Genomic DNA, 25055 nt, shown 5'->3' on the forward strand with positions numbered 1-25055 from the left:
TTGATAAAGATAGCTGTTTTACCTGGTGATGGTATTGGTGTTGACGTGACCATGGCTGCAATCCCAATTTTAAAAGCACTTAAGGTTCCGGTGAGTTTAAGTTTTGGTGAAATGGGTTGGTCCTATTGGCAAAAAGAAGGTAATCCTATCCCTGAGAGAACCTGGCAACTCATTAAACAGGCGGATACAACCTTAGTTGGCGCCTCGACGAGTAAGCCAAATCGTGAAGCAAAGGCTGAATTAGCAAGTGAATTAAGAGCTAAAAATCCACAGTATGTCTCACCAATTATTCAATTGCGACAAAATTTAGATTTGTTTGCAAATGTTAGACCCTGTTTTAATATCCAATCAGAAGGGCCTGATTTTAATTTTTGCGTGATTAGAGAAAATACGGAAGGCTTGTACTCTGGATTTGATTATCATCCTATCCCTTCATCATTGCAAAATTTATTAGCTCAGTCGCCAACTTGGCAAAAGCTGGCAAGCGATGAAATGAGTTGTAGCCTACGGTTGCAAAGTAAGCGAGGATTGATGCGTCTTTTTGAGTTCGCGTTCCAATATGCTCAACGACAGAATATGAAACGGGTGACTTTAGCGGACAAACCTAATGTATTACGTCAAAGTGGTGCTTTCGCACGCGAATTATTTGAATCAGTAGCGGACAATTATCCGCAGATTAAAGCGGATATTCTCAATGTGGATGCAGTGGGTTTATGGTTGGTGAGGCGTCCTGAAGAATTTGGGGTTATTGTTGCCGAAAATATGTTTGGTGACATTTTATCGGATGTTGGGGCTGGTGTAATGGGCGGGCTTGGTTTTGCTCCTAGTGAAAATATTGGTGAACAGGCCTGCTACTTTGAGCCTGTGCATGGTAGCGCACCAAGAATGAAAGCCCATCAGGCTAATCCTAGTGCGATGTTTTTAACCATAGGTTTACTACTGCAGCATTTTGGTTATAAAGAACAGGCTGAAAAAATTCGACAAGCGGTTGTGGCTGTAGTAAAAGAGCGTCGTTGCCTAAGCTATGATTTAGGTGGAAACTCTAGTACTGAGGAAATGGCAGAAGCGATTATAAGTTATTGTATTAATGGTAAATAAAATGAATCAATATCAGCGGTTACAGGAATTGAGCACGACAGAGGTATCCGATGCACTGGATGCCTGTGGCATAGAGGCTGCGTTACTCAATATCAAAGCTCTCATTCCCGGGACAAAACTCATTGGCCCTGCCTATACGGTTCAATATTCTTCTTATGATAAAAAACCTGAGGTCTTTAAAGGGGCTGCCGATTATATTGATTCAGTTCCAGCAAACTCGGTTATTGTGATTGATAATAAAGGACGAAGTGATTGCACAACTTGGGGAGATATTTTAACTCAAGTCGCAAAACATAAAAAAATAGCGGGAACTATCGTCAATGGCGCCGTAAGAGATGTTGCCTGCATTCGCACTGCAAATTACCCTTTGTATTGTTCTGCAATTTATATGCGTTCAGGGAAAAATCGAGTTTACAAATCAGGGGAACAATGTTCTCTAAGCATAAATGGGGTGGTTGTTAATCCAGGCGATTTTATATTTGCGGATGATGATGGTGTTTTAGTGATCCCGCTGCATGCCATGAATGAGATTATTGAAAAAGCAGAAAAAATAAAGGCCACGGAAAGAAAAATTGTTGCAGCAGTCAAGTCAGGCTCAAGTTTGGCGCAGGCACGCAAGGATTATCGCTATGACCAACCCTGGCTCAATGAGAAGAAATAACTTGAACGCTTTGCAGGATTTTAAATTTATTGATATTCATTATCATGCTTCTCCCGATCTTTATATTCGTCGCTTTGATGCTATAGAGACGGGCAGACAGTATCAGTCCTTAGGCGGAGCTGTTGTTTTAAAAAGCCATGTAGGTGCAACCTCTGTGCAGGCTACGCTAGCTCAAGCTCAAGGCCTGCCTGTTTTTCCTTCGGTCGTCTTGAATCAGCTTGCAGGCGGTATTGATTATCGCGTCATTATGCGGGCACTTGCCGAATATCAACCGCAAATTCCAACGAAGCTCATAGTCGATTTTCCGACACTTACTGGCCGTAAGTATCAATCCAAATTAGAAAGACAATTAAGTCACGAATATTTATCGAGCCATAGTTTGGCAAGTGAAACGCTTTTTGATAGCCATCATCAATTAAAAAAGAAAGTGATCGATATTTTGAAGATGGCGGCAGATTACCCGATTGTTCTTTCTACAGGGCATGCGTCAAAAGAGGAAATCAATTGTTTAATTGATGCTTGTCTGCAACATCAAGTAAGGACCTTGTTGCTCAATCAGCCAGCTAATCCTTTATCAGGTTTAAAGGCCAATGATTTAAAGGATCTAGCAAAGCACTCTTTTGTTTGGATTGAACAAACGGCATTGACTTATCTACTTGGTTATCAAACGAAAGAGGATATGGTAAAGGTTCTAAGTGAGTTGCCTCGTGTTATCTATAGTTCCGATTTAGGGCAGCCGAATCAAATGAATATTAGCGCATGGCTTGAATATTCATCGGCTTTATTTAATGAGATTAATTTAACGTCCGTTCGTCAAGAGAAGTTATGGCGAACTAATGCTTTGGAGCTTTTAAGTTTAGGATGACTCAATCCAGGAAAGCAAGCCTTTGCTCCTTCCTACGCATATCCTCGATGACATAATTCGCGCCGTAATGATTTAAATGATCGCCATTGAAATAGTAGGGAAGCTTATCATCGCGAGCGATGCATTGATTGTTTTTGCAGAGTAAGGAGCGCGGATCATAAACTTTTACCTGCGGAAACTCCGCTAGCAATTCATCGATGACTTTGTCGTAATCAGCGACTCTCGCGTTGTAGTTAGACTTATCTATCCAACATTGTTTTCTAGATTTTTGTGATAATTGAAACGGCCTTATCTTAAAGCAATTTTTAATATTAAAATCCAAATCCGGTATATCTTTTAAGAAAATAATTTCTTTATTTGTTTTAAGAATAGAGGCAAGAAAATGTCTGCCGTTTTCTTTAAACGTTTTCACGCCTTCTGCGTCTATTGCTTTTGCATGACGCCAATGCTCCCCCTGCTGGCCAAAACCACCCGTCATTAAATAGGCCCAATAGCCGGATAAATATACTTTTTGGATCGATGAATTGGATTGTAAAAAGGAAAGAATCCCCTTGTATTTTTCTTTGCATTCGCCTTGTAAAAAATAATTGCTAGCAAAAGGCAGGCAAGAGGTTTGTATCACCATTAAAACCGAATCTCTGGGGAATTGTTTCCATACGGCATTATAATAATGAGCAGTATGTGAATCGCCGAGAAACATAATATTGGGAGGGGATTCTTTCGATAAGCGACAGCCACCATCAAAGTCAAAGTTTTTTAACTCGGGTATGGAATTGAAACAAAAAAAATCTTGGCCGCTAGGATAAGGGTGATCGATAAGCGTTATTAATTCGTTCAGTTCTTTTAAATTATTAAACCTCAGGGTAAAGCCCTGATGCTCATAAACATAAAACCCGGTATAACCGATTAAAGTCATTAAGCTAATCAGTAAAATAGTTTTAATTTTGTCAATTCTGATGCTGCCAAAACGGATGGGCTTTTCAATAAATTTGTAAGTAAGCCAGGCTAAAATAATTGAAATTACAACGGCTGCGATGCGAATTTTTTTGTTAGGTTTTTCATCTTCGATAATTCTTGCAAATGCGAGCAAAGGCCAATGCCATAAATAGAAAGGAAAGCTAATTAATCCAAACCAGATAATAATAGGGTTGGAAAGAATAACGCGATTGACCCAGGCTTGGTTCCCAGCCAAGATAATCAGTACCGCGCCTAAGGTTGGTATTAATGCCCAAAAGCCCGGAAAATCAGTTTTGGTGAGTTGATAAATGCCAAATTCAATAAGCAAAAAGCCTGATAATGAAAGAAGATGGTTAAAAGTAAAGCGCTGAGCTTTCTCATTTTTTAAAACATATTTGGCCAACCATTGATTAAATTGTTCGCTGATTCTGGTGAAAGCCTGCTGCTTGTAAAGAAGTATCCAGGCAAGCAAACTCCCGCATAACAATTCCCAAAAGCGACTTTGGGGGGAGTAGAAAACGGCTGTTGTATCGCTGCGCACATTTTTGACATTGAGAATAAATGAGACTAAGGCAATACCAAGAATTACTGCAAGCAAGTTAATGCGTTTCTTCCATGCAGCCCAAAGCAGTAATGGCCAAATGATATAAAATTGTTCCTCAATTCCTAAACTCCATAAATGCAATAAAGGTTTCGTTTCCGCAGCATTATCAAAATATCCCGATTCCTGCCAAAGCAAAAAATTGGAAATGAAACCTGCCCCTCCTGCAATGTGTTTACCTAATTGCTTATATTCTTCAGGAAATAATACGAACCAGCCTAAGATAATGCTAAAAACTAAAACGAGCAGTAACGCAGGAAAGATGCGTTTAATTCGTTTTCCATAGAACTCGATAAAACTGAAGTTTTCGCGCTCCAAACTCTCAAGCAAAATAGTTGAAATAAGAAAACCGGAAATGACAAAAAAGATATCAACACCAATAAACCCACCCTTAAAGAGGTTAGGAAAGGCATGAAAGCCAACAACCGACAAAACAGCTATCGCACGTAGACCATCGATGTCTGACCGATATTTAGAGTGGACAAAAGGGATTGAATGCTTTTTCATAAGAAAATTTCATGTAAAAATAACTCGGTACTTTTCCAGGAACGATGGTCCGCTGTTTCATTGTAATGCAAGCCCATTTCATCATCATTAGCCTGTGGATCAGTAAACGAGTGCTGTGTAAGTCCATACATATGAATTTGCCAATCGGCTTTTCGTTGAGTCATTTCATTTGCAAATTGAGTGATTTCCTCGGGTAAAACCAGGGGATCATCATAACCATGGAGAATCAGGATTTTTGCGGAAATGGGCATTAAAACGTCTTGTTCAGGCGCAGATAGTACGCCATGAAAACTGATAACGCCTTTGATATCAATCCCGGTTCGGGCCAAATCTAAAACACATAAGCCGCCAAAGCAATAGCCCATGGCAGCAATTTTTGTTGGATCAATTTGGGGTAATTGAGCAACTCTGTCATAGGCGGCAACGACGCGTGCGGCCAAGCGCTTTCTATTTTCTCTTAAAGGAGTCATTAAGGCCCTTTTTTCCTTTTTATCTTTTCCAAGTGTCGCTTGTCCATACATATCAATAGCGAAGCCAACATAACCCATCGCAGCTAGTTGTGTTGCTTTCTGACAAACGGATTCACCTCGTCCTCCCCAATCGGGAGCAACAAGAACACAGGGTTTGGGGTCAGGATTTGTATCATCATAGGCAAGAAAGCCGCGACAGACAGTTTGCTCATCCAGATACTCAATTTCTTCAGTCTGTATCATGTCTTATTTACCTCTGGTTGAAATTAGGTTCCCACTTTATAGAAAAGTTAATTAACGAACAAGCAGCTAAGTCTCAACAATGCTAAGCTGTAAGAGGAATAACATTTTACCTGAATATTAATAAAAATATTAATAAAGAGGAGAAGTTCGATGGATTATGAACGCCGCGTGGACGACCAAGGAAATCCTTATTTTTTAGTAAGAACTAGCGATTATAAACTTATTCTAAATCCCCTTCTTAATAAAGGGACTGGTTTTTCCAATGAAGAGCGAGAGGAATTTAGATTATTCGGTCTTTTACCGCCAGAAGTGAGCACCATTAAAGAACAACGCGAGCGCTCTTATAAGGCATTTCAGAGCAAAAAGACTGATCTAGAAAAGTATATATATTTACGTGATCTGCAAGATTCAAATGAAACCCTTTACTACAATCTTCTCTGTGAACATATCACTGAGATGATGCCTATTGTTTATACCCCGGTGGTAGGCGATGCTTGCCTCCATTTTAGCCACATTTATCGGCGACCTCGAGGAGTATTTATCTCCTATCCTAATCGTGATCGAATTGATAAAATTTTAGCAAACCCCCATTTTGATCAGGTTAAGGCCATTGTCGTATCAGATGGAGAGCGGATTTTAGGTTTAGGTGATCAAGGGGCAGGGGGTATGGGGATACCTATTGGAAAGCTTGCTTTGTATTGCGCCTGTTCAGGCATCCATCCTGCCGCTACCTTACCTATTTTATTAGACACGGGAACCAATAATTCTGAGCTGATTCGTGATCCGCTATACATAGGCTGGCGGCATGAACGTGTGCGTGGTAAAGACTATGATGATTTTGTTGATGCGTTTGTTTCTGCAATTAAAAAACGGTTTCCCCATATTCTTTTACAATGGGAAGATTTTGCATTACAGAATGCAACACGTTTGTTAGATAATTATCGAAATCAACTCTGTACTTTTAATGATGATGTTCAAGGTACAGCAGCAATTGCGACAGGTACTCTTTTTGCGGCTGTACAAGTCACCGGTATACGTTTGGCAGATCAGCGGATCGTGATTTTGGGGGCTGGTACAGCAGGTTGTGGTATTGCCGAATTGATTGTGCAAGCCATGATGGAGGATGGTCTTTCAGAGCAGGAGGCCAGGGATCATATTTTTATGGTCGATCGGGATGGACTCTTGGTCGAAGGAATGAAGAATTTATTACCGTTTCAACAAAAGTTATTAAAATCAAAAAACCTGGTTGCAAATTGGCAACTGGAAAATGGTAACACCCTTAGTTTAAAAGATGTCATCAATAATTTGCACCCGAATGCCTTACTCGGTGTGTCTGGTCAGCCTGGATTGTTCACGGAAGATTTAATTCGTGAAATGGCCGCTCATGTGAAACAACCGATTATTATGCCCTTGTCTAATCCAATTACGCATAGTGAAGCGAAGCCAAGTGATTTAATGGTTTGGACAGATAATCGTGCAGTTATTGGTACTGGCAGTCCTTTTGGTAATATTGTAAAAAATGGCAATTTATTTCGAGTTGACCAGACTAATAATGTGTATATTTTCCCGGGTATGGGCTTGGGGCTCATAGCGGGCCAAGTCAAAAATGTGACTGATAAAATGTTTATGGCGGCCGCTAAGGCCTTAGCTGAATGTTCACCGGCTAAGCAAGATCCTGAGGCAAATCTCTTACCCCCACTCACACAAGTCCGAGATGTTTCGTACAAAGTAGCGACTGCAGTTTTAAAAGAAGCGGTTAAATCAAACTTAACTGATTCGTTAACTGATCAGGAAATCGAAGATCGTATTCGCAGTCATATATGGAAGCCGGAGTACCTGCCTTATAAACCGAAGCTGAAATAGGCCAACGCTTGATCTGGCGAATCTCCGTGACTTGACCGCGGGGATTCGCATTGATAGATAGACGATATCCTCAAGACAGCGCTACGTGGTTTTCTCGAATTTAACCACGCAGCAACGCCAAGTTTTATTGTCCTGATGTTCCCATTGCACCTGGGCTGGACGCTGGAGGAGTAAAGGTAGGACTAGGTTGAGATGCACGAGCATTCTGGATCAATAACATGGTATTGGTCAGTAACATACGCTCTTGCTGTTGGCGACTTAAATATAATTGATAATTGATCTCGGCCAGTAGGACCGCCATTTCCTTTTGCACCGTTGCTGCGGAAGCGTTATTAATTTGCGTAACCCATTGAGTGTTTGAAGTTAAATCAGGATTATAAAGACGCCAAGTAGCCATAGCAAACTCACTCAAGGCCTGACTGGTCTGCTGGCCAGAGTTATTAGTACTTTGGCTTTGAGGTAATCTCTTTGACAACATGTAATAAAGGTTAGCAATACCAACCGAACTTTGTGCAGCAAAAATTCGGACACTGTTTAAATAAGAAGTTAGCGTCGCTTGAGCAATGGCTTGTTCTGTAGCAGAATAGGTTTTACTTGTGTTTTGCGCCTTCAAAAGTAGGTTATCGTAATCATTGCGATTAGGTAAGGGCAGTGGTGTAACGGCTCCTGTGGCAAAACGAATAAAATTTGCTGCCTGCTGCTCTTGACTCGTAGCGATTAATCCTTGTTGATTATTTCCACCGGAAACAGTCGGTGATGCACCTGCGGAAGAGGGTGATCCGGTGCCAGTGTTAGATTGTTGGGAATAGATTAAAGGACTTATCAAACTATTGACGTTAAGCTCTGCCAAAAGAGGTTGTGTTTGGGCAAAGGTAAAGTAGTTTTGAGTAGTAGGTAAAGTACCAATCGAATTGGACTGGACTTGATAAGCATTTAGGGTACCTGAAGGATAGGTACAAGAAACAACGGCCGTTGCATCATTATTTAAACAGTAACTAAAGTCCGGTGTTCCTAAAATATTTAAAATTGCTTGGCTGACTGGATCAGTTTGGTAAGGAGGCTGATCAATCAAGGGAGAAACTGAAACCGTATCTTGAGCTGGCGATGAATAAGGCGGAGTAGTGAAAGTATAATTAGCAAAGGCATTTATCGGTGTATAAGGATTTGTTGTAGAGCCTGAGGTGGCAACAAACGAAGTTGCATTGGGCACTGCGGTGTTAACTAATAGTGCACCTAAGTAACTGTTAAAAACATAATTTTCATTGAGCTGCGCTGTAGCGCCATTGTTAAAAAGTAAATTTTGACTAATTGTGATAGGTTGTTGGTTTCCATTTGCATCAGTAGCGGTAGGACTGTTTTGTAAGCTATAACCGAAGTATGCGCCTAAATTAAGTAAGTAAGTTGTTAGCTCATTCATGCTATCGTTGGTCGTACCCTCAGCAGAAGCAAAAGAAGACGATGCCGCAAAAAATAAAACGCTAGGTAAAGCATATCGACTCAATAATTTCATTTATTCTTCCCCCTCAAGAGCGCGAGCTATAAGTTTTAAGCGATACTCAGAAAAAACACGAGCTAACAAGCGTAAACGTTCGAAAACGATGTTTCGTTTGAGGAAAAAGCCGGCGGGATCATGGCTGCCTGTGCTTGTTTCTTCAGCGTGGATTAAGATTCTGGAGGCGCTGCCTGGATGAACTGTATCAATGGCTTGAAGCAGACGTAGGCCTCTACCTGATTTGATGTTACCGACTAAGCGAATAAAAATATCTTCCTGAGAAAGCATGCCCATATCTATTTTTTCAATATCTTCTAATTCTCTACCTAGTTGATTGATCGCTGCTTCTAACTCAGGGTTACCATCGAGAGTCCAATCCTCGACACTTTCCATAAACGTAATAACTCGATAAATCATGGGGTCGACGTATTCGTACCAATATTGTGATGATGCTTCATGACTCAGATCAGGCATTTTTTACTCTTTTTTTACTGTATTCTTCAATGGTGGACGATCAATATTCTAACTACTATAGTATATTAAGAAGAGTAAAAGTCTATTTATAAAAAGTAAAATTTATGAAAAAGCAACAAGGTTCCAGGATTGTTAATGTTTTTGCGCGTATATTTAATGTACGATCATGGATCGATTTCGATCGTACAAAATCATTTACACTTTATCTAGTAAATGGTTTTAAAAAAATGTTTGTACCGCAGAAAAATGATAGCGGAGAAACATTTGAGGAAGCTGTATCAAGATTAAATCTAAGCGAGACGGAGCTTCAGGACAGAAAATCAGCCTTGTATCGTTTAAGCCTACTTATGTCTGCTGCGGCGATATTGATTTTTGGTTATGCGATTTACCATGTATTCTATGGTAGTTACAGGGCAGTGATAATTAGTCTAGTAGTGATGCTAATTGCTTTAGCGTTAGCCTTCCGTTACCACTTTTGGTACTTCCAAATCAAGGAACGAAAATTAGGTTGCACGATGCTAGAGTGGTACAGGAAAGGCCTCTTGGGTGATAAAAGATGAAAAAAATAGTATTAAGTATCCTGTCCTTGCTTTTTCCTGCACTGACTTATGCCTCTTCTGGAGGTTCTTCTTTAAGTTTTGCTCCTCCCCCTAGTGATCTGTCGGTTGTTTTTTTAGGAAATATATTTGGTATGGTTGACGGTGTTTTACACGGTACAGGCAGCCAAATTATGGGGAATATGTTTGGTGTATTCAACTCGGCGGTATTAGCACTGGGTGGAATCATCATTATGTACACCTTGCTAGTATCCACAATGAATACAGCACAAGAAGGACAGATGCTCGGCCAGAAGTGGTCGTCGATTTGGGTGCCGATGCGTTCTACTCTAGGTCTCGCGCTATTAATTCCTAAAGCCTCAGGCTACTGTTTAATGCAGATTTTTGTGATGTGGATTGTCGTACAAGGGGTCGGAGCGGCCGATAAAGTATGGGGAGCAGCGCTAAGCTATTTAAACCGCGGGGGTGTTATTGTTCAAACCAATATGACTCCAGCGACTTCTTTTACCAGTGGTGCTAATACGGTTGCTCAAGGGGCCTCAACTATTCTTGCTGGACAAGTTTGTATGGCAGGATTACAAAACCTATTGGAGTCTCAACGACAAAGCTATATTGATGCAAAACAAAACGATTCAGGCCCTTGTTCTGGATCCCCATCTCAGAAAATGCAAGATTTTTGCAATTCCCAAGTGCCCGATTTTATAAGTACCGTAAATATAGTATCAGCCCAACAAAAAGCAGATCAGGCTACTATTAAGCCACTAAATTATTCAGTACAAATGCCTAATTTTCCCACGGGTTCGGCTTTTGCATCCATCAATGGTGTCTGTGGTCTGATCACTTGGAATCCGTTTTCTTCCCTAGCCTCTGTGAAACAAAATATTCCTACGGTTTCTTCCAATGAAATTCAAACTGCACAGATGTCTAGAGCGATTGCTATTCAGCAAATGTATCTTGATTTATCAACGGTTGCGCAAGTAATAGTCAATAATGATCCACAATTGAATCCCCAACAGACTAATAGCAACACGAATAATGGAGCGGGAACGCAAACTAATTTCTCAGCAGTGGCTACCCAGCAATTTGGAGTTCCCTTTTTAAATTCGGGTTCTCCTTGTACTGGACCTAGTTCTAGTTGTGTCTCATGGGGCCAAGATCCATCCGGTAGTTCTGCACCACTGTTTAGTGGAACTGAGTTTCAGGGTGCGATTGCTGATTACAATGGGATTATGCTACCAACGCTAAATTTGGTACAACAAGCGGCTAATAATCAGAATGCAAATAATCAGCGCGCTTTTATCCAGCAAGCGAATACACAAGGCTGGATAATGGCTGGTAGTTATTTCTTTAATCTAGCTTGGTTAAATTCAGCAGCAATTAATAACGCAAATCTCACGGACTCTGATACGGGATTAGCTAATCCCGGTAGTGGTTTTGACGCAAGTAAAGCCCCAGGCGCATTCAACAATGGTCAGTGTGTGGGGCAGTTTGCTGATTTATGTACTTGGCTAGGTAAAAATCCTGCGCCTGTGAACCAACTCATTAGTCTAATTAACGGGTCAGGTATTTTAACTTCTCCTCTCCCACAGCCTAGTTTTAGTGCCACCGGTACTAAAGCAGAATCAGGGATAGCCTCTTCAACGGCTTATGGTTTCATCACCAACTCTAGTCTAGTGAGCTTACCAGGTCAGCCAGGTTTAACGCCTCCGGCCTTTGCGATGAAATTTAATATCGATATTAATCTCGGCCAGTTCCAATTGCAGTCTCAAAATTTCCCCTGTGGATCTGTGAAGATTATGTTCTTTTCTTTCTGCTTAGGTTCATTGCTGGGTAATATCTTCTATAACATCATTATTAAGAATCTTTTCAATTTCTTTCTAAGTATGGTTGCTCCAATTATTAATGCGGTGGTCATGAGTTTCCTTGCAGCTCCTTTGATAGGCATCGGTCAAATTTTCCAACAAGGGGTGGCGATCATACAACAACCCACGGTTAATCCGGTCATTGCCCTTGCTAACATGGGTGTAAATTATATCAATTTCGCTAATGATCTCTGGGTACTCTTGATTGGCTTGTCAGTCACTGTAGTTATGATTCCGGTCTTTGGGTTATTCATTCTCCCGCTAATTGCTTTAGCAATGCCACTGTTGCTTTCTTGGCTAGGGGTTATGGTGGGCATAGGATTCTTAACGGCATACTATATTCCATTTTTGCCATACATGATTTTTACTTTTGGTTCGATAGCTTGGCTCACGGCGGTGATTGAGGCTATGGTGGCAGCGCCCATTGTGGCTCTGGGTGTTACGCACCCGGAAGGTCATGATGCCTTTGGTAAGGGCGAACAAGCAATCATGATTTTGTTGAATGTCTTTTTAAGGCCTGCAATGATGATCATTGGTTATATCGCAGCAATTGCTTTATCTTATGTTTCGGTATGGATTATTAACGCAGGTTTTTCCAACGCTGCTGCCTTTATTCAGGGAACAGCAACTGGCTTGCAGTGGAATTATAGTGCTCAAAATAACATGCAATCACCTTCTTCCTGGGCCAATGATATAAAATCAGCTGGACAAGCTGCAGGCCAGTCTTTCACTGGAGGTACCGCTTCCACAGGGGGAGATGCTGGTCAGGCTGCTGCTAATGCGGCTGCAGCTGCTCAGGCAAATAACTTTAGTTCAATGAGAACTGGTTATAGTGGATGGGCAGGAATTTATGGTTTCTTCTTTTCCGTGCTTATCTATACCACAATGTACCTTATTGTTGTACAAAAAGCGTTTACATTAATCACTTACTTGCCCGATAAAGTACTGCGTTGGATTGGTGGTCAGCCTGAAGGTTTTGGTGAGCAGATAAGCCAATGGGGTGAAGAAGCGAAAGGTAAGGTTGAAGGTGGCGGTAAGGAAACAACCAAGGCAATGGCGACTAGGGATTCGCAATTGCAAGGTTACGCCGAAAAAGGAGTTGCAAAACTCAAAGGCGCTTCAGACAAAGGTAAACCTAGTGTCAGTGGTTTCGGTTCAGAATCGACTCCAAGTTAGGGTTAAAAAAATAGAAAATAGGCCTGCTCAGGCCTATTTTTGCTAATTGTTAACGGGGAGTAAGGGCTCTATTTCTTTACGGATTTTTTTTAACGAAGTGGTTGGTAGATAGCGTTTTAAAACGCGTCCCTGAGTATCAACGAGGATTTTAGTAAAATTCCAAGGAATAAACTTCCAAGGTCTTTTTTTGATGTGTTTAGCAAGATAGGTAAATAAAGGCGCTTGTTCTTTTCCTTTGACATCAATTTTGGCAAATAAAGGAAAGCTGATGTTAAAGCAGCTTTCTGCAAAAGTTTGAATTTCTTGGTTGCTGCCTGGCTCTTGGTGTAAGAATTGATCGCAGGGAAAAGCAAGTATGCTAAAGCCGCGCGTTTTAAATTCACGATAAAGTGTTTCAAGTTCTGCATATTGAGGCGTAAAGCCGCAACGACTTGCTACATTAACGATCAGTAACACCTGTCCTTGATAAGGCTCCAAAGTCATTCTTTGTCCAGCTATGGTAGTGACTTCAGTAGTGTATAGATTAGTGGGGGAGTTTGTACTCATATTTTTCCTGAATGGCTTAGGTGATTATAGATAGTTTAGTAAATTCATAGCCCTTATTTCAACGACTAATGATTTAATATATTTCTTGGATAAACAGGTAAGTTCAAATTTAGGTATTATTTCAATATAAGAAATGAAATGTTAATAAAATGCCGTAATCTCTTGATTATTTTTGTTTTTTATTTTTGGATAAATAATCATTAATATATTTAGGAAGTTGAGTGTTATTATATTCACTGCCATAATAGGCCGGTAATGAGTGAAGTAACTCAGGGGTACAATAGTTATGCCGTGTAGGAAAGTATTCAAAAAGTAGTTGTACTTTGCCCGCGACTTCTTTGCCCGCAATTTCATTAATAAACTCAAAGGCTAAATCAATGCCACTTGAGATACCACCAGCGCACCAAATCTTATCACTTTTAACAATGCGCTCTTCCACAATTTTAAGGTCTGAAAAGAAACTGGCTTCCGACAAAGCCCGCCAATAAGTCGTAACTGATTGATTATGAAGAAGGCCTGCTTTGTGCAAAAGAAACATACCTGTACAAACTGAGAGAATATACTGGGCATTTTTTGCTTGTTCTTGGATGAAGGAAATGGTTTTTTCGTTTTGTACTTCCTTTAGTCGACCTATTCCACCTGGAATGATAAGGTAATCAATGGGGGGAGAGTTTCTAAAATTGAAATGGGTTTTAAGGGTGATATTATTCATACAGTGTACTTCATCTCCTTGCTCGGAAATTAAATACATCTCAATTGGGGCGTTTAGTGTATTTTTCCAACAACCAAGCACTTCCCAGGGACCAAGAATATCCATAGCTTGTGCGTTTTCATAAACGACTATTCCGAGTGTTTTCATGATCCGCTATCCTTAAGTTGTCAACCTATATTGAGTATACCGCTTTTAATTTATTTGATAAATTTTTCTACAGGCGGAATTCTTTACTTGTTCAGCTTTTACTCCGTAATATTTTCCCTTTTCAATATTCGCACAAATCTGCTCCTGATTTAAAGAATCTAAACAGCTTGCTAAATTAAGATTTTCACAGTCACGAAAAATACCTTCGTTATGAATGGCTGTATATTGCTCATCGAGCCACTGCTGATTGGATCGAGTGTAGTAAGTAGTAAAATTACCGAGATTGCTATTTTTATCCAGCTTAAAGATTTTCATAGCTGTATTATTGTAATGGATTCGGCTAATGGCAGGAGTGGAAAAGGCATAGATATTGGGAGCCTGTTCAAAACTAATTTTTCTTATTTCATCCATATGTGAATGAGAGGTAAGTAGGGTAATTTGCTGATAGTGCGATTGATAATATTTAAGCAACTGCAAAAATTGTTCTAAATAAGCTTGGTCCCAATTGAGATTGCCTAAATAATCGTTTCCAGGTGGGATATGCATGGCAATAAGGAGTTGTTTGGCGTGATGTTGTGACAATTGTTGACTAAGCCAATAAAGTTGCATCAACGCATCTTTTTTTTGATTAGGATAGTAAATAAAACGAGAAGATAAATCGGCAAATTGCGTCGAATTTAATGCAATCAACAGTACTTCGTCATTATTAGGCATTACATAAGTGGAATAATAACCTCCATCATGCATATGCTCATCATTAATAATCAAGCCTTCGCAATTAGCACAGGCCCCATTCCAATCTTCAGCAAGACTAAGGGGAGAGCGGCCGTTAGAAGAAAAAGGTTGGTAATTACCAAGCAGGGAATCATTATTGCCAGCGACATAAAACATAGGTTTTGCTGTCTTATTTGCTTGATACAAATTCTGGAAAACAATTTTTTCATAGTTTTCTTTTTCTACGGCGGGATAATAACCATGAGCAGGGAGATCGCCTAAATAAATAATAAAATCGACAGCGTTTGTTAATTGAGTGAACTTAGTCATTGCTAATTGCAATAAGCTATCATTGGTATCATGGCCTTCGTCCGAAATAGTTTTACTGCCGTAATGAATATCAGAAATGGTTAAAAACCGGGTGGATGAAAAACAAGTTTGCACAACGAGAATTAGACTTAATACACGCAAAAAAAATAAGAACATAAAATGGATAGGTTGATAACTGGCAAAAAATCCTACACCATTTATTTTATTAAGGCAAGAAACGAATGACGCAGTTTTTATTAGAGTCACTATAATTTAAATGCATTGTTTGAAGCGCTGAACAAATTCAGGAACATTGATAAGGAAGATCATCATGAAAAAACAGGCTCTACTCGAATATCAAAAATTATCCGCTGATAGTTTTAAAAACTTGCTTGCCCTTCACGCAACTATAATGAATTCTGGATTGGAAGAACGTTTACTGCATCTTGTTTTTTTGCGTGCTTCGCAGATCAATGGCTGTGCTTACTGCTGTGATATGCATGTCAACGAAGCAAAAACAGCAGGGGAGAGTGACCGCCGTTTACACCTGGTTATAGTATGGCGAGAAACCTCTCTTTTTACGGAGCGAGAACGAGCCGCGCTTGCGTGGACAGAATCAGTGACTTTGGTGCATGAAACGCATATACCTGAGCATGAGTTTGAGGCATTGAAAGCTCATTTTTCTGATAAAGAAATTTCAGATCTCACTTACGCGGTTGCTTTAATTAATGCATTTAATCGGTTGGCAATAAGCTTTCATCGCGTCGTGGAGTGAGACAACGATATTGGGTGCTGGGCCTGAGGTATCGTCACTTTTTTTTTGAATAATATATCGAGCCAAATCCAGTGTTTTACTGAGCCGTTCGGGCTGAGGAGGAGCGCCAGCGACGTCTCGAAGGCCTGTCCTGAGGTACTCGAAGGGCCTGTCCTGAGGTACTCGAAGGTGTTCTTTGCACCAAGGCTTCGAGACAACGCTACGCGCACCCGAGCATCCTGAGGCTCTCGAAGGACTCAGCCCGAACGGATCGAGCTAATGATTGGAGCAACACCTATTTTTGTTCAAAAAAAAGTGAAGATCCCCCAGGTGCTGGCCCGGCCCAAGATTCCACCACATAACCGTTTCGCTTCCGCGACGAATTTGCTGGCCAAGACCCCTGCTAGAATCAGAACAAGAACAGGCAAGTCACGGGATTTGAAAAATTATCTTTGATATTCTTTGGTACCAGCAATAATGAGCTTATATACCCGCTCAGAAATAAGACCTTGTTCAAATTTGTTTTTTGCATCCACGGTCATGAGCTGTCCGCGCTGACGTACTAATTTTCGGGTGGTTGAGGTGACTTCGTTGGGATCACCTTCTAATAAAATATCTCGAACTTCTTCATCAAATACCAAATATTCACGCAGAGCAACTCGTTTTCCATCGACGGTGGGTACTAATTTTTGCCAAATACACAGTCTTATTGTTTCCAAAATATCAATTGTTCGACCAAGACGTTCCTCTCCCGCAAAAGAAGTCACCAAGCGTCGCATTGTTTCCGCAACACCTGAAGTATGGAGGGTGGTATAAACGGGGTGTCCTGTTAGCGCGGCTTCAAGAGCGGCACTAATTGTTTCGGCATCACGACACTCTCCCACCATGATTAAACGCGGTTTTCGTCGCAGCGCATTACGTACGCCATCAGCAAAATCGGGTAGATGTCGAGGAATTTCTGATTGGCTTACTACTGCGGAAACCGTTTCAATCTCGTCATAAACAAACTCAATGGGCGCTTCATAAGTTAATACTTTGCGATTTGAATCAGTGGTTTCGATGAGTTCGCGAATAATAGAAGCTAGCAGCGTCGATTTACCAGAACCGGTTGCGCCGGTGATAAAAACTATCCCTTCTTGAGGCGCTATTGCTTCAAGGATATTCGGCGGTAACCCCATGGTTTCCAACCGAGGTGGTGTAGTTGGAATTGTTCTCAAAGTAATTTGGATGGCGTCGTGGCCTTCTACTAAACAGGCGGTAGCATTTACCCTATAACGATAGCGTACTCCACGATTCGGACGGAATTCATAATGGGTATCAATATCTTTACCTGAGAGTAACTGAGTTGTCGCATTGGGCCCATAAATCGAATTAATCAAGTCACCTAGCTCAGTATTAGAAAGGCTACGGTTAGTTATCCTTAACAATCTACCATAAACTTCCGCAAAAATCGGCTCACCCGTCTGAATGGTAATATCAGAGGCGCTAAGATTTTCCGCATGCTGCAGCATTTTATCCATGAAGACAGGTGTAAAACGCGTTGGCTCGTCAGGCATTAAATTAGAATTTGATGACATAATTTATCAATATTTATTACGATCGGTTGTATTTACAGGCGCTATAACAGGTTGCCATGCTTTACTTGTTATTATAATTTTAGTGTTTTGTGCCAATTTTTCCATGTTCTTGAACTGTTCTAAAGCATTTTCATCTTTAGCGACCGGAGCAATCCATTCTTTGGGGTTAACATTCAGAAGAGGTAGAGCGGTAATACGTAATACTCTATCATCGATACGTAATTCATTTGAATCCCCAGTTACTCCTAAATCAGTATGAGAAACAAAGGGTGGCGAAACCATATTCATGGCTAACAATTTGCGATACAAAATCATACCCACATAATCTTCTTTAATACGAGCAATACTTTCTTCGAGAATAGTGGCTGCTTGTTCAACACCATTTTTCCAGCCTGTTTGGACATAATAACTCCAAACCTGTTTTTCTCTTCTCGTTTTGGGGAGCATACCCACGTTAGGGTATTCAGGTTGTTGATAGTCCAACCATAAATATTGTCGCCAATTAGGTGTGGTAGTCACGAAACGGGCTTGTTTAGCAATTTTATAAGTGCGATTTGAAATGCGAATCGTTTGAGCATCAGCAAGGTTAAATGCATTGCGGCCTTCAAGCAGTACCGGCGGCAAAATATTATGTTCAAGAATAAGTGCATTAAAATCATAAATCGCATCAAGTCGACGGGCTAATCGCGTTAATTGATCATCAATCATTCTCGCCCGCCAAGCTAATCCAGCTTGGGCTCCAATACTGAGAGCCGCTTCTCTCAGCGCCGTTTCCTTAATTTTATTCGTGTGTCTTCTTCTATTAGTTTTTTTAGATTGAACATTGGCCATTGCTTGCAAACCAGCAAGCGAGGCAGTATTACCTGGAAGTTGATCATCGTGGTTACGAGTGCAGGCAACGAGCAATGCCAAACAAATGATAGTTAAGCTAAGAATAAATTTTGGCATAGCGTAATTCTACAACTTGACTATTAGGATAAACGTGAATGAATGCTCTTTTTCCAGCTTGGTAATCAATATCACGTAAGATTTCAGCTAAGCTTTCATCCTTAACATTAAGATCAATCAACACAGGAACAGCGGGTTCTTTACCCAAAACGCGAAAACGAAAATGAGCTGCTTTAGCAATGCGTTGAATTAATTCCTCAATGGGGCCAGACCAATCAACTGAGGCGCGAGCTTGTAAGTTATAGGCGTTTGGAATCGTCAAGACATTATCTTTGTTTGGCGGTGTAATGACTTTTTCTACTTTTGCCATTTCCAACATAGAGTCACTCACTGAGACTGCCGCTTCAGCAAGCTTAATTGTTGCATCATCACTAGGGGCATTAACCGGTGGTTTTTTAAATATTCTTATGCCACATCCATTGAGCAGAATTGATGCAATAATTAGTATGACAAACTTGTTGATCATCTTATGGGCTTGAAATCGATAAGGACTGTTCTGATTGAAACAGGAGCATGGTTTCTTGTCAAGAAGAATAAGGTTAAGGTTAAGTTAAGGCTAGGATAAAATCCTAATTTATCATATAGGTGGGGCCTTGACCCAAAATTTATTATCCGCATTGGGTAAAACGTTAGGCCAAGGTCCCCGTTACATTATAATTTCTCATAAAGACCATAATAAACGTTTCCTGCTTTCTTGGATTTTCGTTCTTGCCAAACTGTGGGGTCAGGATGAGGCATTTCTGCCGATTCAAGATAGACCAAGCCGCCTTGGCGAAGCAAATTTGAGTGCGCTATAAAATCAAGGCAATGTGAGAGATAATTGGATGCAAAAGGCGGGTCGAGAAAAATAATATCAAACACCTCGCTTGTTTTTTGGAAATAATCTTCGCTATTCGCATTAACTACAGTTAAACCATGAGAACGAAATGAAGACGCAATTTGCTTAAGATTGCTATAAATTTTCGGTGAAGCTTCGACGAGGACAACCTGCTTGGCACCACGTGAATAAGCCTCAAAACCAAGCGCCCCACTGCCTGCAAAGGCATCAAGACAACGTGTATCGCGAATGTCGTGCATGAGCCAATTAAATAAAGTTTCTTTTACTCTATCAGGAGTAGGTCTCAAACCTTCAATATCGGGAAAATGAAGTTTTTTTCCCCGATATTGTCCACCAATAATACGAACTGTTTGTTTCACATTTTACCCACAGCAATAACCAGCATTTTATCTGGGTGAATTTGTTTTTGAAAAGCTTGTTTTATTTCCGCCGTCGTTACTGCATTAATGCGGTCAACATAAGTATCTAAATAATTTGCTGGCAAATTGTAGAAAACAATTCGTAGCAACATATTCGCTATACTTGCATTAGATGCTAACGATAGGGGAAAACTACCCATTAAATATTGTTTAGCATCGGCGAGTTCTTTTTCGCTTGGGCCATTTTGTAGATAGTTCGCTAAGGTATCTTCTGTGACTTTTAATGCCGTGGCCGCCTCTTTGTTCTCAGTAGATAGACTAATTATAAAAGGACCATTCCCGGGCATGGGCATAAACTGACTTGTCACGCCATAAGTTAAACCTCGTTTTTCTCTCACTTCACGCGATAGGATTGAAACCAAGGCACCTCCCCCTAAAATGTAATTTCCTACTGTCAGAGGAAAATAGGCTGGGTCGTGGTGGTCTATACCAATTTCACTTAGCCGCAGCATGGTTTGCGAGGAAGGAAAGTCAACGGATACCTTTTCTCCCGCAGAAAGAGGAAGCGCTTTAGGAATCGTTGGAGCTGCCTGTCCTTGAGCTAGGCCAGCTGTGATTTGTTCAGCTACTCGATGAGCGGTTACTGTATCCACTGCGCCAACAATCACGATCACGGCATTAGCACTGACAAAATAGCGCTTATAAAAATTGCGCACATCAGTGCTACTCATAGCCATCACGGTCTCTTTAGTCCCATTAATTGAATGGGCATAAGGATGATCTAGATAGAGTTTTTTAAACAGTAGCTGATTTGCGACGTCATCGGGAGATTCTTGGGTTTGAGCAATCGATAATAATTGCTGATTTTTTTCTCGTTCAAACGCCTCTTTTGGAAAGTCTGGTTTGGTAACAATGGCTGCAAATGTTTCCAATGCTTTTTTCATGGCATTGGGGTTTGTCAGTGTTTTAAGGCTTAAAGCGACCATATCGCGGCTGTTTTCGCTGACAAACTGAGCGCCTGTATCGGCTAAGTTTTCTGCCACTTTTGTGGCATCCATTCCTGCGCTTCCTTGATTCATTAGGTTAGTCGTCAAGGTACTGAGGCCAAATTGGTTACCATCGTAGGCAGAGCCTGCTGCGAAAGCAATACTGATGTTAAGCATAGGCACTTCTTGGGCTTGATAAAAAACCACTCGTGCGCCCTGACTTGTCTTCCATTGCTGAGTTTTAAAGGAGTTGGCATATAACGTTTGTGATGAGCTAAGTACTAAAAAACCTGCAAATAAAAATTTTAATTTGGATGAGAATTTCATGCTTGTTCCTCGGGAGATAAAGGAATTAATCGGGCTTCGGTTATTGCATCATCGTTGAAATAACGTTGCGCTGCTTGCTGTATTTGCTCGGGCGTAATACTGTTAATAAAATCGGTATAATTATCGGCAGCTTTCCAACCTAGGCCAATCGTTTCCAGCAGACCTATCTCCATGGCTTGACCAAAAATGGAGTCCTTTTCAAACGTTTTTTGTGCGATGATTTGCGTTTTAATTCGTTGTAATTCAGCAGGTTTTATGGGTTCGGTTTGCAATTTCCTAATTTCATCAAGTATCGCTGCTTTCACCTCGTCAACCGTATGTGATTGGGAGGGCGTGCCTAAGAAAACAAATTGCGTAGGATACCGCGCGTATAAATTATAATAAGTGTTTGCATCACTAGCGATATGCTTGCCACGGATAAGATTTTTAGGAAAACGCGCGCTTTCGCCGGCATCGAGAATACTGGCAATCATTTCTAAAGCATAAGGTTCCCAAGGTGTTTTTGCGGTTTTTGTGCTAGGAGCAGGGTAACCGAACATAATTAACGGGAGCTGTGCAGGGGCGTGAATTTCTACTTTTTTAGGTCCTAAAGGAGGGGGTTCAATCTGCGGCTTACGATGATAGTTCGTTTGTTTACCAATCTGACCAAAATATTTTTTAGCTAATTGATGGACTTGTTCCGGATTTACGTCACCAACGACCACTAAAGTGGCATTGTTAGGAGCATAAAATCGCTGATACCAAGATTCGATATCTTTAATTGTCATTTGGTTCAAATCACTCATCCAACCGATAACTGGATGATTATAAGGCGGTGTTAGATGAGCGGTAGCGAGATAGCGTTCGAAAGCAAGCGCCTGTGGATTATCGTCGGTGCGTAAACGCCGCTCCTCACGAATGACTTTGATTTCTTTAGCAAATTCATTGGCATCTAATAATAGATTTTGCATGCGGTCGGCTTCTAATTCAAAGCTAATCGGCAATTGATTAGCCGCTATTTTTTCAAAATAAGCCGTGTAATCATAATTAGTAAATGCATTTTCTTGTCCGCCCACATCAGCAATTGTTTTCGAAAAGACACCCAAAGGATATTTCTGAGTTCCTTTAAACATAATATGTTCTAGGGCATGGGAAACGCCAGAAATACCGCCGGGCTCATCAGCAGATCCCACGTTATACCAAACCATTGATACTGCAACTGGCGCGCGATGATCTTCCTTTACTAGCACTTTTAATCCATTATCCAAAGTGAATTCCTGCACTTGACTGTAGGATTGACACGACAGAGCAGCTAAAAGAATTAATAATAGAATGCGCACAGATTAACTCCAAAGCAAAAAAAGTGATAGAATTCCACATTTCCTTCGTTTTGTATACCTTATGATAAAATGGTTTAAAAGAAATCAAGGTGATAATACTCCTGTAGAATCCCCTGTAGAGGTTTCACCTGTGCCAACTGAAGAGCAGCATTATGACGATAAATTAGCTCATACACCTGCTCCGGTTGAAGAATCGCCAAAGCAAGGATTTTTTGCTCGTATTAAACGTGGATTAACCAAAACGCGCCAGCAATTTGGTGATGGTATTGGTCGATTGCTGCTGGGCAAAAAGGAAATTGATGCTTCTTTACTCGAGGAGTTAGAGGTTATTTTGCTGAGTGCAGATTTAGGGGTTGAAACATCTCAATCTATACTGAATCAACTGAGTGAGGGCTTAGCAAGAAAACAATTGACAGATGGCAATGCAGTTTTCCAAGAGCTGAAAAAGCGCCTAGAAACTATTCTCTCAGTCAGTCAAAAGCCCCTTGTCTTAGAAACGCCTGATAAATCTCCCTTTGTTATTTTAACCGTTGGAGTGAATGGAGCAGGCAAGACCACTTCGATTGGCAAGATGGCTAAACAATTTCAGCAACAGGGCAAAAAAGTCATGCTGGCCGCCGGGGATACTTTCCGTGCTGCAGCCGTTGAGCAATTACAAGTTTGGGGAGAGCGGAATCAAATACCTGTCATCGCTCAACATACCGGGGCTGATAGCGCTTCAGTAATTTATGATGCTTTCCAAGCAGCAAAAGCAAGAGACATTGATATTCTCATTGCCGATACCGCGGGCCGCTTACATACTCAAGGAAACTTGATGGAGGAATTAAAAAAAGTAAAGCGGGTCATACAAAAATTGGATGCGAACGCGCCTCATGAAACGATGTTAGTACTTGATGCAAGTATTGGTCAGAATGCACTTAATCAAGCCTGCCAATTTCATCAGGCCATTGGTTTAACCGGTATTACAATGACCAAGCTTGATGGAACCGCAAAGGGCGGAATTTTGTTTGCTATTGCAAATGAATTAGGGATACCATTTCGTTACTTAGGCGTTGGTGAAGCAATTGACGATCTACGTCCCTTTGATGCACAGCAATTTGTCAGAGCAATTTTTAATGATGATCAAATTTGACCAAGTTAGTAAACGCTATCCAGGCGGCTTTGAAGCCTTAAGCCAGGTTAACTTTTCTCTGCAAAAAGGAGAAATGGTTTTTCTCTCCGGTCATTCTGGTGCTGGGAAAACGACTTTGCTTAAGTTGATTGCGATGCTAGAACGGCCTTCTTCTGGTCAAATTATGGTCAACGATGTGCGCTTAACTCACTTAAAAAAACATGATATTGCCACTTATAGAAGCGGTTTAGGAATAACGTTTCAATCACCTAATTTATTAAGCGACAGAACCATTTTTGATAATGTGGCCTTACCCTTGCAAATTCAGGGAATGAATCCCGTGATGATAACCAAGCGAGTCCATGCTGCGCTCGATATGGTCGGTTTACTGTCAAAAGAAAAAATGCTGCCTATCCATCTATCTGGTGGTGAACAACAACGAGTAGGTATTGCTCGTGCAGTGGTGCATAAACCGGCCTTGCTTATTGCTGACGAACCGACTGGAAATCTTGACCCTAGTCTTTCAGCTGAAATTATGAGGTTGTTTGAACAATTTAACCAGGTTGGTGTTAGTGTTCTGATCGCTACTCACGATCTTGCTTTAATCGCTAGAATGAAACACCGCATTATTATGTTAAAAGGAGGGCGTGTATGTTAAATAAAATGCGTGCGCTACTCTCTTACCATTTGCAAGCCGCAAGTAGCAGTCTTAATTTACTCTGCAGAAAACCTCTCGCCACAATGATGACTGTTGTGGTGATTGCTATTGCCTTGACCTTACCGACACTATTTTGGGTTTTTACGGATAATCTAGATCAATTAACGACTGGTTGGCAACGAGGTAGTCATATTTCCCTTTACCTGAAATCACCTCTTTCACTGGAGGAGGAAAGTTCACTTCTGGAGCGTGTACGCGCAACAGAAGGAGTAGGGCATGTTAGCTTAAAATCGGCTGCTGAAGGACTTACGGAGCTTCAACAGCAAGAGGGAATGCATGATATTATGCGTTATCTGCCGGAAAATCCGCTGCCCGCTGTGATTGATGTTGTGCCGGCACTCGCTATCCATTCGCCTGCGCAAATAGAACAGTTATTTAATCGTTTAAAATCCTTACCGCAAGTAGAACAAGCTAAGCTTGATATGGAATGGATTAATAGATTGCACGCTATTCTGGGCTTTGTCAGTAAAACTGCACATGGTTTGATTGCTTTGCTTGCCTCTGCGGTAGTATTAATTGTCGGTAATACGCTGCGGTTAGCGATTCACAATCGGCACGAAGAGATTCAAGTATTAAAATTAATTGGCGCAACGGATCCTTATATCGCTCGACCCTTTTTATATTCTGGAATATGGTACAGTTTGGCTGGGGCCATATTAGCCGTGTTTTTGGTTAATATCTTTATGCTAAGCCTCGCTGTGGCGGTGAAACAATTGGCGTCCGCTTACCAAATGCATTACCCTATAACCGGTTTATCTGTAAAACAGGCTTATTTATTAGTTTTTGTATCGACTATTTTGGGCTGGTTAGGAGCTAGATTGTCAGTAAAGAGACAACTTGCTTCTATTGAACCCTATAGTTAAT

At 40.9% G+C, this 25055-nt stretch carries 22 protein-coding genes and 1 pseudogene; 10 read left to right on the forward strand and 13 right to left on the reverse strand.

The window, feature by feature from the left end:
• Together Ldro_RS16980 and Ldro_RS05155 are read left to right on the forward strand one after the other, a co-directional pair.
• Positions 1–1759: pseudogene (locus tag Ldro_RS16980) on the forward strand (isocitrate/isopropylmalate family dehydrogenase).
• The gene (locus Ldro_RS05155) at positions 1728–2624 is read left to right on the forward strand and encodes a DUF6282 family protein (RefSeq protein ID WP_238583973.1); all 897 of its coding nucleotides are present in this window, start codon (positions 1728–1730) and stop codon (positions 2622–2624) included. The pseudogene Ldro_RS16980 and the gene Ldro_RS05155 overlap by 32 nt, the downstream one beginning before the upstream one ends.
• A 1-nt stretch (position 2625) precedes the next feature.
• Here Ldro_RS05155 and Ldro_RS05160 read toward each other — a convergent pair whose 3' ends face one another.
• Positions 2626–4689 (reverse strand): acyltransferase family protein, encoded by a 2064-nt coding sequence (locus Ldro_RS05160; RefSeq protein WP_058495346.1) that lies wholly within the window; start codon positions 4687–4689, stop codon positions 2626–2628.
• On the reverse strand, positions 4686–5402 hold the full coding sequence (locus Ldro_RS05165) for a dienelactone hydrolase family protein (RefSeq protein WP_058495347.1): 717 nt from the start codon (positions 5400–5402) through the stop codon (positions 4686–4688). Before Ldro_RS05165 ends, Ldro_RS05160 begins: the two co-directional genes overlap by 4 nt.
• Before the next feature lie 150 nt (positions 5403–5552).
• On the opposite strand from Ldro_RS05165, the gene Ldro_RS05170 reads away from it, so the two are divergent.
• Positions 5553–7265: an NAD-dependent malic enzyme gene (locus tag Ldro_RS05170; RefSeq protein ID WP_058495348.1), complete on the forward strand. Its 1713-nt coding sequence runs from the start codon at positions 5553–5555 to the stop codon at positions 7263–7265.
• A 124-nt stretch (positions 7266–7389) separates the two neighbouring features.
• Here Ldro_RS05170 and icmX read toward each other — a convergent pair whose 3' ends face one another.
• Complete coding sequence (gene icmX, locus Ldro_RS05175; protein ID WP_058495349.1) at positions 7390–8775, reverse strand: type IVB secretion system protein IcmX; 1386 nt, start codon at positions 8773–8775, stop codon at positions 7390–7392.
• On the reverse strand, positions 8776–9231 hold the full coding sequence (gene icmW, locus Ldro_RS05180) for a type IVB secretion system protein IcmW (RefSeq protein ID WP_058495350.1): 456 nt from the start codon (positions 9229–9231) through the stop codon (positions 8776–8778).
• 104 nt (positions 9232–9335) lie between these two features.
• Between icmW and icmV the strand changes: the two genes are divergently transcribed.
• Complete coding sequence (icmV, locus tag Ldro_RS05185) at positions 9336–9791, forward strand: type IVB secretion system protein IcmV (protein ID WP_058495351.1); 456 nt, start codon at positions 9336–9338, stop codon at positions 9789–9791.
• Positions 9788–12826: a type IVB secretion system protein DotA gene (gene dotA, locus Ldro_RS05190; RefSeq protein ID WP_058495352.1), complete on the forward strand. Its 3039-nt coding sequence runs from the start codon at positions 9788–9790 to the stop codon at positions 12824–12826. Before icmV ends, dotA begins: the two co-directional genes overlap by 4 nt.
• 42 nt (positions 12827–12868) lie before the next feature.
• Here the strand turns inward: dotA and Ldro_RS05195 are convergent, their stop codons facing one another.
• From Ldro_RS05195 to Ldro_RS05205, 3 genes are all read right to left on the reverse strand, one after another.
• On the reverse strand, positions 12869–13372 hold the full coding sequence (locus tag Ldro_RS05195) for a glutathione peroxidase (protein WP_083497898.1): 504 nt from the start codon (positions 13370–13372) through the stop codon (positions 12869–12871).
• A 166-nt stretch (positions 13373–13538) separates the two neighbouring features.
• Positions 13539–14231, reverse strand: coding sequence for a DJ-1/PfpI family protein (locus tag Ldro_RS05200; protein WP_058495354.1), 693 nt, complete (start codon positions 14229–14231; stop codon positions 13539–13541).
• 45 nt (positions 14232–14276) lie between these two features.
• Positions 14277–15521, reverse strand: a complete 1245-nt coding sequence (locus tag Ldro_RS05205) for a metallophosphoesterase (protein ID WP_274519109.1) — start codon at positions 15519–15521, stop codon at positions 14277–14279.
• Positions 15522–15585: 64 nt separating this feature from the next.
• On the opposite strand from Ldro_RS05205, the gene Ldro_RS05210 reads away from it, so the two are divergent.
• Both Ldro_RS05210 and Ldro_RS16260 read left to right on the forward strand, forming a co-directional pair.
• The gene (locus tag Ldro_RS05210) at positions 15586–16029 is read left to right on the forward strand and encodes a carboxymuconolactone decarboxylase family protein (RefSeq protein ID WP_058495356.1); all 444 of its coding nucleotides are present in this window, start codon (positions 15586–15588) and stop codon (positions 16027–16029) included.
• A gap of 258 nt (positions 16030–16287) precedes the next feature.
• A complete protein-coding gene (locus Ldro_RS16260) occupies positions 16288–16464 on the forward strand; it encodes a hypothetical protein (RefSeq protein ID WP_157066462.1) in 177 nt (58 codons plus the stop codon).
• Here Ldro_RS16260 and dotB read toward each other — a convergent pair.
• The 6 genes from dotB to Ldro_RS05240 all read right to left on the reverse strand — a co-directional run bounded on the left by dotB (position 16455) and on the right by Ldro_RS05240 (position 22362).
• On the reverse strand, positions 16455–17585 hold the full coding sequence (gene dotB, locus Ldro_RS05215; RefSeq protein ID WP_058495357.1) for a Dot/Icm type IV secretion system ATPase DotB: 1131 nt from the start codon (positions 17583–17585) through the stop codon (positions 16455–16457). The two genes, Ldro_RS16260 and dotB, sit on opposite strands and share 10 nt — an antisense overlap.
• Positions 17586–17591: 6 nt before the next feature.
• The gene (locus tag Ldro_RS05220) at positions 17592–18533 is read right to left on the reverse strand and encodes a type IV secretion system DotC family protein (RefSeq protein WP_058495358.1); all 942 of its coding nucleotides are present in this window, start codon (positions 18531–18533) and stop codon (positions 17592–17594) included.
• Positions 18514–18999 carry a type IVB secretion system lipoprotein DotD gene (dotD, locus tag Ldro_RS05225; RefSeq protein WP_058495359.1) on the reverse strand — a complete coding sequence of 162 codons (486 nt, stop codon included), beginning with the start codon at positions 18997–18999 and terminating at the stop codon, positions 18514–18516. The genes Ldro_RS05220 and dotD overlap by 20 nt, the downstream gene beginning before the upstream one ends.
• Positions 19000–19184: 185 nt before the next feature.
• On the reverse strand, positions 19185–19730 hold the full coding sequence (gene rsmD / locus Ldro_RS05230) for a 16S rRNA (guanine(966)-N(2))-methyltransferase RsmD (protein ID WP_058495360.1): 546 nt from the start codon (positions 19728–19730) through the stop codon (positions 19185–19187).
• Positions 19727–21043, reverse strand: a complete 1317-nt coding sequence (locus Ldro_RS05235) for a M16 family metallopeptidase (protein WP_058495361.1) — start codon at positions 21041–21043, stop codon at positions 19727–19729. Before Ldro_RS05235 ends, rsmD begins: the two co-directional genes overlap by 4 nt.
• A complete protein-coding gene (locus tag Ldro_RS05240; RefSeq protein WP_058495362.1) occupies positions 21040–22362 on the reverse strand; it encodes a M16 family metallopeptidase in 1323 nt (440 codons plus the stop codon). Before Ldro_RS05240 ends, Ldro_RS05235 begins: the two co-directional genes overlap by 4 nt.
• Positions 22363–22423: 61 nt before the next feature.
• On the opposite strand from Ldro_RS05240, the gene ftsY reads away from it, so the two are divergent.
• Genes ftsY through ftsX form a run of 3 tightly spaced genes read left to right on the forward strand, consistent with a single transcriptional unit; the run spans position 22424 to position 25054 of the window.
• Complete coding sequence (gene ftsY / locus Ldro_RS05245; protein WP_058495363.1) at positions 22424–23494, forward strand: signal recognition particle-docking protein FtsY; 1071 nt, start codon at positions 22424–22426, stop codon at positions 23492–23494.
• Positions 23481–24131, forward strand: coding sequence for a cell division ATP-binding protein FtsE (ftsE, locus tag Ldro_RS05250; protein ID WP_058496065.1), 651 nt, complete (start codon positions 23481–23483; stop codon positions 24129–24131). The genes ftsY and ftsE overlap by 14 nt, the downstream gene beginning before the upstream one ends.
• Positions 24125–25054: a permease-like cell division protein FtsX gene (gene ftsX, locus Ldro_RS05255; RefSeq protein ID WP_058495364.1), complete on the forward strand. Its 930-nt coding sequence runs from the start codon at positions 24125–24127 to the stop codon at positions 25052–25054. Before ftsE ends, ftsX begins: the two co-directional genes overlap by 7 nt.
• The last annotated feature ends 1 nt before the right edge of the window (position 25055 follow it).

Source organism: Legionella drozanskii LLAP-1, from assembly GCF_001467585.1.
Classification (GTDB): domain Bacteria; phylum Pseudomonadota; class Gammaproteobacteria; order Legionellales; family Legionellaceae; genus Tatlockia; species Tatlockia drozanskii.